This is a genomic window from Algoriphagus ornithinivorans, from assembly GCF_900115305.1.
GTDB lineage: Bacteria > Bacteroidota > Bacteroidia > Cytophagales > Cyclobacteriaceae > Algoriphagus > Algoriphagus ornithinivorans.
Genome location: NZ_FOVW01000007.1, coordinates 40,768 through 57,678 on the forward strand (window position 1 = coordinate 40,768; position 16,911 = coordinate 57,678).

General features: G+C 37.5%; 11 protein-coding genes. 1 reads left to right on the plus strand and 10 read right to left on the minus strand.

Annotation, left to right across the window (positions count from 1 at the left end):
• Positions 1 to 609 precede the first annotated feature (609 nt).
• Positions 610 to 1,341, minus strand: coding sequence for a 3-deoxy-manno-octulosonate cytidylyltransferase (kdsB, locus tag BM073_RS11855; protein ID WP_091654414.1), 732 nt, complete (start codon positions 1,339 to 1,341; stop codon positions 610 to 612).
• Positions 1,342 to 1,476: 135 nt separating this feature from the next.
• On the opposite strand from kdsB, the gene BM073_RS11860 reads away from it, so the two are divergent.
• Positions 1,477 to 3,036: a hypothetical protein gene (locus BM073_RS11860; protein ID WP_139217489.1), complete on the plus strand. Its 1,560-nt coding sequence runs from the start codon at positions 1,477 to 1,479 to the stop codon at positions 3,034 to 3,036.
• Here the strand turns inward: BM073_RS11860 and BM073_RS11865 are convergent.
• The 9 genes from BM073_RS11865 to BM073_RS11910 all read right to left on the minus strand — a co-directional run bounded on the left by BM073_RS11865 (position 3,026) and on the right by BM073_RS11910 (position 16,902).
• Positions 3,026 to 5,479 (minus strand): GumC family protein, encoded by a 2,454-nt coding sequence (locus BM073_RS11865; RefSeq protein ID WP_091654418.1) that lies wholly within the window; start codon positions 5,477 to 5,479, stop codon positions 3,026 to 3,028. The two genes, BM073_RS11860 and BM073_RS11865, sit on opposite strands and share 11 nt — an antisense overlap.
• A complete protein-coding gene (locus BM073_RS11870; RefSeq protein WP_091654419.1) occupies positions 5,476 to 6,285 on the minus strand; it encodes a polysaccharide biosynthesis/export family protein in 810 nt (269 codons plus the stop codon). The genes BM073_RS11865 and BM073_RS11870 overlap by 4 nt, the downstream gene beginning before the upstream one ends.
• Positions 6,286 to 6,295: 10 nt before the next feature.
• Positions 6,296 to 7,288 carry a polysaccharide deacetylase family protein gene (locus BM073_RS11875; protein ID WP_091654421.1) on the minus strand — a complete coding sequence of 331 codons (993 nt, stop codon included), beginning with the start codon at positions 7,286 to 7,288 and terminating at the stop codon, positions 6,296 to 6,298.
• Between the two features lie 6 nt (positions 7,289 to 7,294).
• Positions 7,295 to 8,473 carry a hypothetical protein gene (locus tag BM073_RS11880; RefSeq protein WP_091654423.1) on the minus strand — a complete coding sequence of 393 codons (1,179 nt, stop codon included), beginning with the start codon at positions 8,471 to 8,473 and terminating at the stop codon, positions 7,295 to 7,297.
• Entirely contained in the window at positions 8,470 to 9,651 is a 1,182-nt protein-coding gene (locus BM073_RS11885; RefSeq protein WP_091654425.1) for a glycosyltransferase family protein, read from the minus strand. Before BM073_RS11885 ends, BM073_RS11880 begins: the two co-directional genes overlap by 4 nt.
• 1,440 nt (positions 9,652 to 11,091) lie before the next feature.
• The gene (locus tag BM073_RS11895; RefSeq protein ID WP_091654428.1) at positions 11,092 to 12,786 is read right to left on the minus strand and encodes a DUF6044 family protein; all 1,695 of its coding nucleotides are present in this window, start codon (positions 12,784 to 12,786) and stop codon (positions 11,092 to 11,094) included.
• A 1,301-nt stretch (positions 12,787 to 14,087) separates the two neighbouring features.
• Positions 14,088 to 15,203, minus strand: coding sequence for a glycosyltransferase family 4 protein (locus tag BM073_RS11900; protein ID WP_091654430.1), 1,116 nt, complete (start codon positions 15,201 to 15,203; stop codon positions 14,088 to 14,090).
• Entirely contained in the window at positions 15,203 to 15,562 is a 360-nt protein-coding gene (locus BM073_RS11905; protein WP_091654431.1) for a four helix bundle protein, read from the minus strand. The genes BM073_RS11900 and BM073_RS11905 overlap by 1 nt, the downstream gene beginning before the upstream one ends.
• A gap of 95 nt (positions 15,563 to 15,657) precedes the next feature.
• The gene (locus tag BM073_RS11910) at positions 15,658 to 16,902 is read right to left on the minus strand and encodes a hypothetical protein (protein ID WP_245756409.1); all 1,245 of its coding nucleotides are present in this window, start codon (positions 16,900 to 16,902) and stop codon (positions 15,658 to 15,660) included.
• Positions 16,903 to 16,911 lie beyond the last annotated feature (9 nt).

A 16,911-nucleotide genomic window follows, 5' to 3' on the forward strand; every position in this document is an offset into this window, starting at 1 on the left:
TAAGATATGCCTTCGGGGAGATAAGGGTCAATTCCCCCTTTAGAAATGTAAATTCAGTTTAGTACGACTTCCTATATCAAAGGGGGCAAGAGCCTGTCCCGTCGAATGACGGGAGGGATTTTAGATGAAAAACAATAGAAATACGCCTGCGGCGAAATATTTATCCCGTAGGGATTTAAGCTTGGTAGAAAAAGGTTTTAAGGTATCCTCACCATGCCGGAGGTATGGAAGAAAGTGGAAATACGATAGAAATATATTGAAATACGGCTTCGGCATCAAAAGGAGTAATAGTGTAATTGATTAATTGAGTAATCGAGCCCATAGCTTTTAGATATTATTGATGATTTTATTGGTTCAATCGTTCATGGTTCAATGTTCACTCAGCTCCGTTTTGACCCATGAACCAAAAGCCTGAAAGGCTTGAACCCTTCAATAGCCACGCCAGAGTCGCGCAGGCCCGAGTGCAACTCGGGGTACCAAATATGCCATTACCCATCCTCAGCGCTGGCGCAATCGCTTCGTTTAGAAACGATAACTCAATGCCAGCAAGACGATCCGGAAACCATATAATAAACCTCCAAGGGTTTTCTTAATTTACCCCCCCTAACTTCAACCCTTCCCTAACCTTCTCTGAAACTCCCTGGCTTTTTCCAGGTCTTCGACTGTGTCAATCGCTATAGCCTGTTGGTTAGTTTCAACCATCCGAATCTTGATCCCTCTTTCCAATAATCGCAATTGCTCCAGCATCTCTAACTCCTCCAACTTCCCTTTGTCCCAAGTAGGAAAACTTTCCAAAATCTCTCTTCTGTACCCATAAATTCCTACATGCTTCAAATACGAAATACCCTCTTTTTTATCCCTATTATAAGGAATTGGGGATCTGGAAAAATATAAAGCATCCGAATGCTCATTCAAAACTACCTTAACAAAATTGGGATTGACTGCCTCTTCCTCGGAAATTTTAAAATATAATGAAGCAACTTCTACCGAGGAATCCCCAAAGGCTTTTTTAAGCTCCTCTAGGGACTCTTTGTCTTGAAAGGGCTCATCACCCTGTACATTGATAATAATCTCAGCATCCACTTGGGATAAGGCCTCAGCTATTCTGTCCGAACCGCTTTCATGGGCTTTTCGACTGAAAAACACCTTTCCTCCCAAATTCTCAATCTGTTTCTGGATCAACTCATGGTCTGTCACTACCCAAACTTCATCAAACACACCTGTTTCCAAAGTGGAAAGGTAAGTTCTCTGAATCACCGTCCTGCCTCCCAAATCCTGAATCAATTTTTCAGGCAAACGGGTTGAGGCAAAACGGGCAGGAATTAAGGCTGCGGTTTTCATTTTATTTTAAATAATAGGTAAATCTGAGAACATATTTCTCCTCAGGCAAGTAGGATTCTTATTTTTGGCTAATAAAGAACAAATAGAAAACTTAATTTTAAAAATCGTTTCAAAGAAAAATAGACCTCTATCCATTTGAACTCTCTATTCAAAGACTTCCTAATTTCCAATAATTCTTGGCGCTGGTTTGGACTCCTATTGGTCTTCCTTTTTTATTTTCTTCCTTGGAGATTTCAGGTAAATGACGATTTAATAATGATGTGGCTTGTTTCCGGTTCCTATACTGGAGAACCAGAAACATATACTGTCTTTATTCACCCACTCTTGACATGGTTCTTTGCATTTTTCTACCAACTCATCCCCTTCGTTTCCTGGTATAGCATTTTCATATTTTCACTATTAGGGATTTCTTATGCAATAGGAACTATTTCAATTGATTCCTACTTGAAAAACACTTCAAAAAAAGCCCTATATAAATCTATTCTCCTAATCATCACCCTTCATTTTTGTATTTTCCCACAATTCACCCTAGTAGCCGGCTGGGCAGCATTTCACGCTTTCTTTATACTTTCATTTTCTTTCAAAGAATTCAACAGAAATACATTTCTGGGTTTACTCCTTTTACTTTTCGGCGCACTATTCAGGTTAGAAGCAACCATATTAATTTTCTTGGGATTCTTAGCCTTTAGTTTTTATCTACATGAAGGACATAAAAATTGGAAACTGATTGGCTGTGTCATTCTAATATTTGTATTGATGTATGGAAGTCAAAAAATTTGGGAACAACAATCTATTCACCAAGAGTATCTGAAATTCAATCAAGCTAGGCATGAGGTAATTGATCATCCAGTCTTTTATCAAATGTATGTCAATAAAGAATTCCCTAAAGATTCTAAGTGGTTCTATTTTTCATTCTGGCTAATAGAAGAATCAACAGTAAGTATTGAGGAGCTTTATGAATATAAAGAAGATTTAAATGCACAATACCTTGAAGGCATTCAAATAAAAAATTCATTTTTCAGGTTATATGACGTTCTATCCAAAGAGTTATTTAAAAGCTTTTTTATAAGTCTATTGCTAATTCTTTACTTTTTAAAATTTCGAAGAGAATCAAAACCAAAGATTATTTTAGCTGCTTGGCTCATTTTCTTTCTAGTATTCAATCATTTTTTTCACATCCGAGGTAGAGTGGTTTTTCTGTTTTTTATTCCACTGATTTTTCCATTGATACAGAATAGAAAGGAATATCTCAGCACAAACTTGATTAGAATCACTTCCGCAATAATTTGGATTTTATTTATAGCTCATTTTGGTAACTTTTTGAGAGAGGCAAAAAAAAGGAGGAATTACATCCTCCAGTATGAATCGTTAGTTTCAGATTTACCCGCTCAGCCTATAAAACTCGAAGGCATTCCACTCGAATACTTTTCAAAATACTTTCACCCCACAAGCAATATCCCATTTCTCTTAGACGGTTGGATGGCTAATAGTATCTTCCAAAAAAAAGCATATAAAAAATGGAATTTCAATTCGTTAAAGGAAATAAATCATTATTATCTAATAGGGCTAAAAAATGAACCCACTTTTAATTTTGCCGATTACCTAAGCTCTGAAAATGGGGAATACAAATTGATCAATGAAAGGGAAACTGAGGATTTAATCCTTTTTGAGTATAAAAAGCAAATTATACCCTAAACCTCTCCAAAAGTTTACTGAGCCAACGTGAAGGCTTTTTCACTTCTTCTTGATCGTAATAGGTTCCGGTATACTCATTTTTTCTCATGTAGGAATAGTTATAGCCATACCCATAATTATATCCTCCGAAATCATAAACATCAAGACCAGCTTTCATTCCATTGAACACTGCATAGATATTATCCACCTGATCATTGGCATATAAATCATTGATCATCAACAGGTACTTCTTATTGGTGTAGTCCTGTCTGACTATGTAAAGATTTACATCTGAAAATCGCAACAAATCCATAGTCTCTGAAACCAATCCAATAGGAGGTGTATCCATGACCACAACATCAAAATCTGATTCCAGGGAGTTCAGAAACTCTGTCATTTTCTCCTTTAATAAAAGTTCCGCTGGGTTAGGGGGAATAGGTCCAGATGGTACTACATATAGATTTTCATACTTGGTCTGAACGATAATCTCATCCTTTTCCGCTTTGTCAACAAGATAATTAGACAAACCAGTTTGATTATGAACACCTAAATATTCAGAGATTTTTGGTCTTCTTAAATCCAATCCAATCAAAAGGGTCTTTTTCCCACTCAGGGCAATGGCTGATGCCAAATTGATACTCACAAAGGTTTTTCCCTCCCCTGATACGGAGGAAGTGACCAAAATCCTTTTACACTTTCGTTCGCTGGCTATGTAAAACAGGGCCGAACGCAACGACCTAAATGATTCAGAAACCATGGACTTAGGATGCTCTTGAACCAATAAGTTCGTGTCTTTGGTACTATATCCTATAGTCCCTAGTAAAGGGATTCTCAATACATTCTTAAGCTGGATTTGATCTACAATCTTATTGTTTAGATAATGATAGAGCAACAAAAATCCTAAAGGAATAAAGAGTCCCAATCCAAAGGCAAGACCATAGTTTTGACTCTTTTTAGGGAAAATCAAATTCCCCCTTCTTGCATAATCCAAAATCGAATTGTCTGAAATATTTGAAGCTTTTGCGATACCTGCTTCAGCTCTTTTTTCAAGCAAATAATTGTAAAGATTCTCCCTTAGCTTAAACTCCCGGTTCAAAGCCATAAAATCTGATTCAGCCTGAGGAAGTTTTGAAAATTCTATATCCTCCTTCCCCAACGTAGCTACTAGACGGGCCTTTTTTTCTTTGGTATTTTCAACCAGGTTTTTAATGTTTTCAAAAATATTCTCCCTGATCTTGGTGATTTGCTCATCTAACTCCTGCACATTGGGATGATTTTCATTAACAGAGGCTAGAAGTTTTCTCCTATTCAAAGAAATGGTAATCAGGTTATTGATCAGTGAATTCAATATTCCATCCTGAATCCCAATCAAGGAAGGAGCTAAAATATCCGAATAATCCTTACCTTTTTCAATCAGGTAATTTTGCAGAGCCATGTAATACTGCAATTCAAAATCAACTGACTGAATCTGTACTTCCAAATTTTGAATATTTCCCAAAACACCCCCAAACTCCGAATTGATATCCAAAAGTTTATTCCTCACCTTGAAATTGAGAATTTTCTGCTCTACCTTTTTTAATGAGTCTTCTACCACATATAGCTGCTCATCCAAAAAGTTGAGCGTATTTTCGGTCATCTGATTCTTAGCTTTTAGGCTGTATTCCATGTAAGCCTCCATCAGGGAATTCACAAAATCCCTCCCTTTTTCCACCACTTTGGTATTCATGGAAACCTGTAGCACGGTACCATAGCTATTGATAGGCCTAACTTTGATTGCCCTCGCATAATCATCGATGATATTCATTTGGCTATGAATCAAGAATGATAGCTTCTCTCCCTCCTTCAGATTTTTTCTTTTTTTGACAGTGAAGCTACTGTATTCAGTTTTGATGGGCTCACCAAATGTAAAAACCTTATTCAATATCCCCTGATCAACAGGTCCATCTGCTTTGGCATTTAGAAAATCAAAGAAGCCAGACTCTTCTTTGGTTAATACAAACTCTTCCTCGTTAAGCATGGTAAAGGTGATTTCCCCGCTTTCCATCTGAGGATAATCCGGATCTACCTCTACGAAAATGGGAGATTGATCATATAGCTCCACTTCTTTAATATTGGTGGAGGCATAATAAGTCACATTAAAATGAAGATCTTTTAATGCCTCTTCTACAAGATTTTTTGAAGTCAACAAAAGAATGTCGTTCTCAAGATTATAAGTCCCGGAAAAAATATTAGACCTATCCAAAATCCGCATTTCGGGACTTGAATTTTGCTTAATCAAAATACTGCCCTGCACTTCATATTCCTCTACAGAATAGCGATGAAACAAAAAAGTAGCGATAAGCCCCAGAAAAATACATGTCACATAGAGTGGCCAATACCTGAAATATTTAATCAGGTAGTACTTGATATCAATCGGCTTGATTTCCTCCTGAAACTTTGAAATATCTACTTTCCCGTCAATCATAAACGCTCTCCGCTCACTAAAGCTATTATCAAAAATAATGAAGATGCTACAGAAATAATCAAACCCAAAGAAGAGGTTAGATTATCAGCATTCCCAAACTGCCTAATTTTCATCGGCTCTAAATACAATATATCATTGGGCTGGATAAAATAAAATTCCGAAGCCAACAATCGTCTATCATGCAAATTGATCTGGTGGATTTTAGTCCCTTTATCATATTGCCTGATAATAAAGAGCTTATTTTTTTTCGCCAGAATACTTGACTCCCCTGACACAGCCAAAGCATCAAAAATCGTAGCTCGGTTTTTTAATATGACCTGAGTGCCTGTATTACTAAATTCTCCTAAAGCTGTAAAACGAATCCCACCTATTCTCAGCTTGACAAAAACCTCCTCCTTAAAAAACTGATTAATTGCCTCTTGCACTTTTTTCTGTGCTGCATCCTCAGAAAGACCGCCTATATTGATCTTGCCTAATTGGGGGAGTTCAACAAATCCATTTTGATCGAGAGAATATCCAGTAAAATAAAACAAATCTCCGCCGCCACCTCCGCCGCCGCCTCTCATGGCCCTGGCACCCTGATATTCAAATGCTTTCACTAATTCTTCATTACTGGCGGCAAAGTCAATACTAACCACATCAAAGGGTTGAAGTAAATATTGATAGTTGACCTCTGCATAGGGAATAAACTCATCCAACCCTATCGCTTCATTACCAGGTAAGTTCTGCAGATAGGTAATTCTTTTATTGCTGATGCAAGAGGAAAAAAGAAACAGCAAAAGCCAAAGAAAATTCAAAAACCGCATGTACTGATTGTTAATTGGTTACTTTATAATTGGCGAGATCACCAGTCTGTATTAGTTCAGAATTTAACGCTAATTCTTGCATATTCATACTGAAAAGTCCCTTCTCATTTTTCAATTCGTAAATAAATTTCAACAATTCTTCGAGTATTCTGAGATTTTCAGAGGGTAAAAATCCAAAATTATGCGGGTGCCACCATAAATGATAAATTTCTTTCCTATCGCAAGCCTCCACCAACTCTGATTTAATCCGATTAATTCGGGTAGCATTGAAAACAGAGCCTTTTCTATAGGGCCTTAACAAACGTGAGGCAGGTATTTCAACCAATCCATTTCGATAGATAACTTGTGAATAACTGGTTTTCTTACCTAGCTTAATCAGGGTATCTCCTGTCCTGAAAACTTTTTTTACCAAAGTTTCCTTTGCCGTATTTTTCCAAAACCAATCTTCAGGATTAGTTCTAACGAATCTTATCCCCGCATTTTTAGCCTCCAGCAACACTTTATCATCGTACTGATTTCTGGGAAAAACTAGGGAAACCGGCTCTATTCCATACTTATCTAAACTGATTTTCCTGCAAGCTTTCAAATCCTCTGAAAAAGCACTCAGGCTAGCCCCTTTTTCTCCAGTGTAAAAATGAGAAAAAGTATGAGTTCCCAACTCCTGTCCATCCAGATCAATAATCTGCTTGATGAGTTCGGGAGCAAAAAGCCCATCGAGATTAGGTTTTGCCTTAGCCCATTCATAAGCAGATTTGACTTTATTTTCGAATTGGGGCTGAATACTCGGAGAGTAGGCCTCCCACTCTTCCCAATTTTTAGCCATCAACATCCCAACCATAGCCCAGGTCGCATGGACTTCATATTTCTGAAATAGACTGAGAATTTCAGGAATGACCTTTAAAGTATTTTGATAGTAATATTGATAATCCGAAAGGGAATATTTATCAAAGCGCCCCCAGTGCAACTCGAAGTCTAAGGAAATTACAAGTATTGGACTTTGCAAGATATATTAACGCATTCGCCGTTTAAGCCGACCTATGAAAGGCCAAATTAACCATACTAAACTGATATACAAAAAGGGAAGCCAGACAGATTTCATCCTGTAAATCAGACCGAAATTATTCAGAGTAAATGAAAATACGAGGCTCATCCCTATAAAGATTGCCAAATATGGGGCCACAGTTCTTAATTTCTGGTTTTGACCTTGAGAAAATGCAAATCCAGCACACAACGTTAAAAAAAGAATCAATGAATTTTCGAGAGAAAAAAGGAAAGAATAAAAATTCCAAGACTCCCAAATAAATGGTCTAAACCAAATCGTAATCACCTTTTCAAAAAAGTTATATTCCAACATGGGTATTTGTGAATTGGCTCCGAAACTCTCCAAAAATTCAAATTGCGACCTGCTGAATTCTGTTAATTCAGATATGGAAATGGAATCTAAATGGGAATATTGAAGCATCCAGCTCAAAGGATAAATACAACTAAGAAGTAAAAAAACAAGTATACTCAGCTTTCTCAGCCAAGTCCAGTCTAACTGAGTCCAAACTATCCATCCCAAAGGAAAAATAAAAAGCAACCCAACTAATGGCTTAACCAAAAGCAATAGAATCCAAAACAACCCTAATTCCACCCATCTCTTAGGGAGGTTCAAACTATACCACCAAAGTCCTGCTGAGCCCAATACTACAAAGGTTTCTTTTCCAACTCCAGCAGTCCAAAAATGAATTCCCGGAAACCAAAGGATCAAAAACGGGAGCCAATTTGTCCAGTGACCTTTCTTCTCAATAGGAAAATAATAGGCGATAATCTTCAGGAAGTAAAAAAAAGCCCAAAAGGACAAAAATCCATAGAGTACATTTCCGGAAAAAAAACTCAAGCCCAGTACCTTGGAGGGAAGGTAATTTATCCATTGAATAAAAAAAGTGCTAAACCCAAAATGGCCCATCCAAGAATTGGCATATTGAGAAGTATCAGCTGCTATTGCCCAATAGCGAATGGCATCACCTCCTTCATCTTGAATGTATTGAAAAAAAAATATCGTAAAGAATAAGTGGTAAATCCAAAGACCCAGGCTTTGCCAAGCTATCCGTTTATCTTTCCACAGCTTCTCTCGGTAGAAAAAAATAAATGCCAGAAACAAAATATGAGTTATTCCCAATACAAAAATTTCTTCCCAGCCAATCATATCTCCAATGCTTTAAGATAGGATTTTAATGATTCTTCCAATGAATAATGACTTACTCCAAAAGCCCTGATTTCCGAGGAATTCAACTTTTCTAATTCATCCAACCACTTAAAAAAAGCACTTTCAAGACCCTTTTGAAATAAAAAACAAAATTGTACTGCGCTCATTTCTTCTTCTAAATCCCCAATTTCTGGATTAGCCAAAACTGGCAAACCACACAACAGGTATTCTCCCAATTTAATAGGCGCTAATCCTTTCAGGGATGGGGCGGGAGTTCGTAAAGCTATTCCCAAATCTGCGGCACTTAAATATGACGGAATTTCAAAAAAAGCTGCACTTTCTACCATAACTCTTTCTTTCAAGTCTGCTGGAACTTGTCCCAAGGCTTCATTGATTTGTCTAGTAAGGATAAGTAGTTTAACAGCAGTTCTTTTTCTCATCAGTCCGAATACGGTATCAAGATCATAGGCTTTCCCTATTGATCCGGAATGAACCCAGAGCATTTCCTGATTCTGTATTCCCAATTTTTTCCTGATTTCCTCTCTTCTTACAGTATTATGAATAAAAAAATCAGAATCACGACCATTGACAACTTTTACAAACTTTGATTTTGAAAGCTGTCCATGATTCTTAAGATGATAAGCTATTGAGCTATTCGACCTACACAAAATACGGTAGGCATGCTGAATCAAAAAAGATTCAATAGTGAATAGACTTTGGTATTTCCATGATCCTTTCCTTAATCCCGCAAAATCCACCCTTTCTAGAATTGGCAAACCATCCGCATCAAAAACGATTTTTATTGACCTTTTAGTTAGATCTCCATAAAGCATTTTCACTATCCAAGCCGGCATGGTGCTTCGCGGCATAAGAATATCTATCTGTTGCTGATCAATCAGTTCAAGGAGCTTTTTCTTGGATAGCATAAGGCTCCACCAAGCAGAGATAGAGCGAGGAGGAAAAAGGTAGATTTTTTGGTGAAAATAATTAATAGAATAGTTTTTTGCCAGCTCCCGAATTCTATCCACCTCCACTTCCGGAGCCCAGGAAAATTGAAAAACACTGGTTTGGAAGCCATATTGTTGCAATCCTTTTAAAATTGGGAAAAAGAGAGTTTCCAGGTAATTGCTACTGGCTCCATCCCAGGTAATGAATAAAAGGTTACGGGTATTTTTCAAATCAAGAGCGTTTTGACAAAGGTTTTAATCTAGATATTTTTTTGGCTTATGCATACGTTTCGAGACCATAAATTGGTGGTCATTTTTTTTACTCCAAACTTCACTTGAGCATGCTTGCCTTGGCGGGGCTAATATTTTGTCGCTCCTTTGGAGCTTGGGTTGGGTGGATATTTCACCGAAGGCGTATTTCTATATATTTCTAAGTTCCTCGGATCCACGACAGGAGTCGGGAGTAATTCCGAGGTCTTATCGTAGGATTTTCAATCCGAAACTAAGAGGTCGAAACCCTCCAAGGGTTAGTACAAAGAATGGTTAAGATTTTTTTTGATTGATTCATTAAATTAAGAAACCCCTTGGAGGGTTGTTAAATGGTTTCCGTATCGTCTTGCTGGCATTGAGCTATCGTTTCCAAATGGAGATCTTGGGCCAGCGCTGGGGGATGGGTAATGGCGTATTAGGTACCCCGAGTTGCACTCGGGGCAGCGCGACTCTGGCGTGGCTATTGAAGAGTTCAAGCCTTTCAGGCTTTTAAATTCTATGTCGTCATAATCCGAGTTTATTATTCCAAAGAGGGATTTGACTCGTATCTCGCCGAAAGCGTATCTTAATTCAATCTTGAAAATTATCTTTCAGGTATCTTTTAAATACTTCGCAGAAGGCGTATTTCTGTTTTTGCAAGCTGCTCGAGATTTGTAATCTCGAGCTCTTATCGTATGATTTTAAATCCGAAACTAAGAGGTCGAAACCCTTCAAGGGTATACAAAGAATGGTTGAGATATTTTTGATTGATTCATTTATTTAAGAAAACCCTTGGAGGGTTATTATATGGTTTCCGTATCGTCTTGCTGGCATTGAGTTATCGTTTCCAAACGAAGCGATTGCGCCAGCGCTGGGGGGTGGGTAATGGCGTATTTGGTACCCCGAGTTGCACTCGGGCCTGCGCGCCTCTGGCGTGGCTATTGAAGTGTTTAAGCCTTTCAGGCTTTTGGTTCATGGGTCAAAACGGAGCTGAGTGAACATTGAACCATGAACGATTGAACCAATAAAATCATCAATAATATCTAAAAGCTATGGGCTCGATTACTCAATTAATCAATTACAACTCCTTTTGATGCCGAAGGCGTATTTCAATTTATTTCTATCGCATTTCTACTATCTTCCATACCTACGGCATGGAGAGGCATCCTCAAATCCTTTTGCTACCGAGCTTAAATCCCTATGGGATAAATATTTCGCCGAAGGTGTATTTCAATTTATTTCCACTGTATTTCAAAATCTATCTCGCCGAAGGCATATCTTAAAAATTATCTTTCAGGTATCTTTTAAATATTTCGCCGAAGGCATATTTCCATTTATTTCTATGGTATTTCTCTCAAAAAATATTTCGCCAAAGGCATATCTTCAAAAGATCATGATTAAATATCTTATAAAAAACTTCTATCAACGATCCAATTCATACAAATGAATTCTCCATGCACTATGGGTGCCTTCAAAAACTTTGAGAAGCTTAAAGTTCGAGGAGCTTACGGGTAAAGCAGAAAGAATATAATCCGCCTTCAAAACTTCTTTCAAATAAACATAATCATAGTCAGGTTCAATCAAAACATCTTCTTCTCTCCATTTATACATAAAATAATCATCAGGAAATTGTGCATTTTGAAAATAGCATTTGTTGCCCCAATTGTAAAAATGCCTTCGCAAGGAATTATCCTTGGCTAATTCATCCTGAATAACCTCAAATACTTCCATCTTATGCTTCCTATCATACACCTGCAAATAGCCATCCAGGCTAATTAACCCATTGTAAGCTGAAACAGCCGGAGGGATATTGAAATGTAGAAATCGCTTAGATGAAACATCTTCTCCAATAAATTCTTTCAATTCCCCAAACTCCTTCTCTGAATAATACTCTTGATAGGAAAGGACTTTTTGAGATAATAAGGGAAAATAATCATTGATCCAGTACCTCCATTCATACTGATAAACGAATATATTCATCAATAATAAAAGAGGTAGCAACACTCTAAATCCTGCAAAAGCTTTACTTCTCCAAAGAAAAAATAAGGAAGCAAACAGCAGGAAGGGAATCCAATATTCAAATCGAAGTAAATTGAAAGATGCCAAAACCGGAATCCATTTTCCCAAAACAGCCAGTAAGCCGGAAGAACTTAAAATTGCCAACAGAATGGAAAGGCTTAAAAACATCAGAAAAAAACGCAATCCTTTTTGATAGAATGGATTGGATATTTTTGCCCATATCAAAAGGCACACAATTATAAATAGGTATAGGGGACTATAATACACCCCATTTTGATCGCCTGAAAGAAAGAATTCCCAAGGCCATTGATTCACCCAAATCCCAAAATCATAACTGAAGTCTATTCTATGGCTTTCAAAGTTGGGATTTAAAAATAAACCCCGAATCAATTGATATTCTAGCACTAACCAAGTTCCCATCAGAATGAACAAGCCAAATATTGCAAGGCCAAAAATCTTTCTGGTAACTATACATTTCCAAGTGACCCATAGCAAAAGCCCGATCCAAAAATAGAATCCTGCTAAAACCAGTTTAGAGTAAAAAGCATAGGCAATCAACCCAATTAGATATTTCCAGTTTCCTGAACTAGATAAGAAAAGTTGAAAAATGCCGACCAAAGCGGGTAATGCTGCAATGGAAATTCCTCTATGAATGTAAAAAGCCAAGCTTGCCCAAAGCAAGGAAAAGCCAATTTGGACCAAAAAGGGTATTCTTTCATGGGATTGTAGCCTCAACCAAAAGTAAAAAGAGCCAAAGCCAATCCCGAAGATTAATAGCTTATTGATCATATATGCAGGAAGGATTGGAAAAAAGTAATACAACAAAGCCTCCAAATTCAGTCCAGATGGATAGGTAAAACGGGGGCTTTGAATGATCATTCCGGGTACTTCATGATTCCAGTCTTTCCAGATGCTTCCGCTTTCTTTTAGCATTTTCCACCAGGCAAGGTTGGAGTCCATATTGTCCGAAACAGGCAAATAAACTCCTGAACCCAAGAATACATAGGGCATAATCAGAATGAATGCCATTGCTATCAAACTCAAAAAATGAACTAATCGCTTTCTGGAATTCAATATTTGGATGGTTTTGTGATTCATGAAGTAGTAGTCAAAAATACTCCGGGCTAGCCTTGGAGGTGGTGTTTTTTAATTTTTACGTGCTACTCGGAATTTTCTGCTCCTCGGATCTACTTCAGGAGTAGAGAGTAATTCCGAGGTCCTATTGTTGGATTTTAAATCCGAAACTAAGAGGTCGAAACCCTCCAAGGCTTAGTAAAAAGAATGGTTAAGATTTTTTTTGATTGATTCATTAAATTAAGAAACCCCTTGGAGGGTTATTATATGGTTTCCGTATCGTCTTGCTGGCTTTGAGCTATCGTTTCCAAATGAAACGATTGCGCCAGCGTTGGAGGGTGGGTAATGGCGTATTTGGTACCCCGAGTTGCACTCGGGCCTGCGCGCCTCTGGCTTGGCTATTGAAAAGTTCAAGCCTTTCAGGCTTTGAAGAGATTAAATATTTGATCTTAATGCCTTAAATCTGAGAGGATCAATTCCCCCTTTTTAAAAGGGGGCAAGGGGGATTTCTCTGCTTTGACCACTTATCGTAGGATTTTAAATCCGAAACTAAGAGGTCGAAACCCTTCAAGGGTATACAAAGAATGGTTGAGATATTTTTGATTGATTCATTTATTTAAGAAAACCCTTGGAGGGTTATTATATGGTTTCCGTATCGTCTTGCTGGCATTGAGTTATCGTTTCCAAACGAAGCGATTGCGCCAGCGCTGGGGTGGGATCGGTTAACCGTGATCCGTGGGTTAAAACCCACGGCTAAAATATTTATCGCTCCTACGGAGCTTTTGATTCGAGACTGATTGGAGGTCTTTCTCGCCGAAGGCATATCTTGAAAATATCTTGAACAATATCTTTTCAAATATTTCGCCGAAGGCATATTTCAATTTATTTCTATCGTATTTCTCTATTCTTCCATACCTACGGCATGGAGAGGCATCCTCAAATCCTTTTGCTACCGAGCTTAAATCCCTATGGGATTTGGTAAACTTTGCGTTGCTGCGCCTCTGCGAGATATTTTTTCCTCAATAAGTTTAGTCTAAAATCCCCCTTGCCCCCTTTGATATAAGGAAGACGTACTAAACTGAATTTACACTTCCAAAGGGGGAATTGACCCGTATCTCGCCGAAGGCATATCTTGAAAATATCTTAAAAAATATCTTTTAGGTATCTTTTAAATATTTCGCCGAAGGCGTATTTCCATTTATTTCTATGGTATTTCTATGAATAAATATTTCACCAAAGGCGAGTTTCTAAAAAGATATAAAACAAAAAAGCCCGATGATCGGACCCTTATTAATTGTGAATAATTAAAAACAACCTCATTCCTTTTAGGCTTTATTCAAACTCAAAATCGCCTTTTTTATAATCTGAAAGTTTTTTTCAACAATGTATTTCTCTTCCACCAAAGCCCTTCCATTTTTCCCTAAGTCCTGTCTTAATTGTGGATCTAAAATCAACTTTTCCAAGTAGTCTACCCACTCCTGTTCTGTACCCGCCAGATAGCCATTTATTCCATGCTGAACCACATCTTGATTCATCCCAACTGGAGCAGCTACTACAGGAAGGGCGCAGGCCATATATTGAATAAGCTTGTAGGCACATTTTCCTCTTTCCCAATCATCATCCGGAAGTGGCATGATTCCAATATCAAAATCGGAAATCTGATTTCCTTCTTTGTGCTCTTCCCATGGTATTAAGCGGGTAGGAATGCCTAAGTCCGGAAGTATTGTATTCGCTGCATTAATTACCAATAGCTCCAAATCATGCTTGTTTCCTAGCCTACGAAAAACTGGTTCCAAAGCCAAAAGATACTTCAAGGTAGTGGGAGAACCAATCCAACCAATGCTTACTTTTCTGAGATTATGAGTCGTTTTTATGGGATATTTTTCGACGCGGATAACCGTAGGTAATATGATTACCCTTTCTGCACCTGCCTCTTCGGCATAGGATTTCAAATAGGAGTTTCCTGCAAAGACTAAATGGCTATGTCTCATCACCCAGGATATCTTATCTCCCATCCAACTTCTGATCAAGGGATTGGAATGGGAATCATAATTATGGAATACTGCATCATCATAATCTACCACATAGCCTTTTCCCAACTTTTCCAAGACCCACTCCGCATAGGAAGGAAGAAATGGAAACAGTTCCTTTTCTATATAAATCAAATCATAGCGCCAAGCTCCCAGGAGTATCCAAAATCTACGGAAGTAGCAAAAAAGTAAATTGAAAGGATGATGCCTTTTCCCTAAGTAAAATCGCTTTAGATAAGGCTCATTAAAAAAGGAAGAAACCTGGTAATCTAACCCCTCCTGATCCCAAAGAGCCAAATACTGATAGGTCCTTAATCTGCTAGAAGCCCCAAGATGGGGGTATTTGGGCAGAAATAATATCTTTTTGAATTCTGAATTCTGAATGGTGAATTCTGAATTTCCATCAACCATTAGTGAGTCTTCAATTTACGCTTAAAGGATATAATTATTGAATTCAGAATTTTAATGATTTCTCCAATTTCTGATTTTAGAAAGCAATATCCTTCAAATGGCTGGAGTAATTCTTCTCTATCAAATAAGCTCAACCAATAGTCTGTTTCTCTCGCCTCTTTGGAGGCAATTTCTAATTTAGATATAAAGTCTTTTAAAGATTGAGCGACTTGGGCTTCTACTACATTCGCTCCTATGGAGGTTCCCGATTTTACTATCTGTTCCGCAAGCTTATAATGGTGCTTGCTTTGCAAATAGAAATAACTATCAAGAATTTTTATAGAAAACTCAAAAGTCTTCTCAACAATGATATTTTTCATAAAAAAAATTAATTAAACAGTAAGTTTAATTTAAAAATTACTTTTGATTTTAACTAATAAGTCATTCTAAATTCAGAACTCTGAATTCAGAATTTCTAATTATTAACTTTGGCTTCCAGCTTTTCCGCCTTAATCCTTTCTCTCTGTTGATAATAGCGCAGTTTTTCTTTTGCTTTTTGGATTCGTAGCTGTTTGTTATGGGCTATGAGGTAAAAACAAAATAGTAGAAAATAGATCATGGTCATATTTTTCATACGCATGATAATTCCGAGATTACTCAAGGTATTCATAAATGCAAAAGCGACAGGAATAAAAGTAATCATTCCTGCTTTAATAAATAGAGGCATATCCCTAATAGCTTCCGGAGTCCAGTTTCTATAGATAAATAGACTTAGCCAGAGATACAATAAATTCTCAAAAGAACTAAAAAAAGCCACAAAATTGTGGGCATCGAAAAATAAAGGTCGGAACATGTATGTAAATAATTTCAAAGGCCAAGGGTAAGAATTCAAATCAAAGCCTGAACCCACATTACTTGTATTTAATCCGCTACTTCTTGAACCAGATACCTGCTCAAAGGACTCCAAGGAAAGTTCCTCCATTCTTAGTGTTTCCAAGGTACTAGGAAGTAAATAAACTGCTGCCCCAACCGCCAAAGCACTTAGTCCAATTTTGTAGGCAATTTTAACTTCAGACCCTAATAAAATCGCCATTCCAGCCCCCGAGATTAAGGCCTGTCCCATATGGGGTCTTGCGAAATACACAAAAAACAGGGCTATAGTTGCTTGCCACCATCGACTTTTATATTCCTGCATGGCAAATAAAAACCAGGCAATCCCCCAAAAGCAGATGGCATCTTTGCCAACCCCTGCTGTCCAAAAATGTAAATTCAAAAAATAAAAAACAGTCGGAAAAAGTGGAATGCCTAAAACCTCATGATTGGTGGGAAACAACTCTGCAGTCATAACAAATATGTAGCGTATCCCAATAAAGCCTAAGGCCCCAAATAAAATATTTCCAGTAATATAGGAAAGCCCCAATAATTGGCTTGGGATATAACACAACCAAAGTATAAAAGTTGTTCCGTCTCCAAAATAAGAAAACCAAGTTTTCTCACCTCGAATTAATACCTGCTCCATCCCAAATAACCAATAACCCCTGGAGTCGCCCCCATAATTACTGATATACCAAGTAAAAAATAGGCAAAAGAAAAGATGATACACTAATAAATAATGTAATTGTAACTCAAATTTCTTAGGCAATCCAAAGCGCTTTACCATACTAGCATTGGAGTTGACAAGAGCAAGAGTTACGATAACTATTACAATTAGATCAAGCATTGCTAGAAG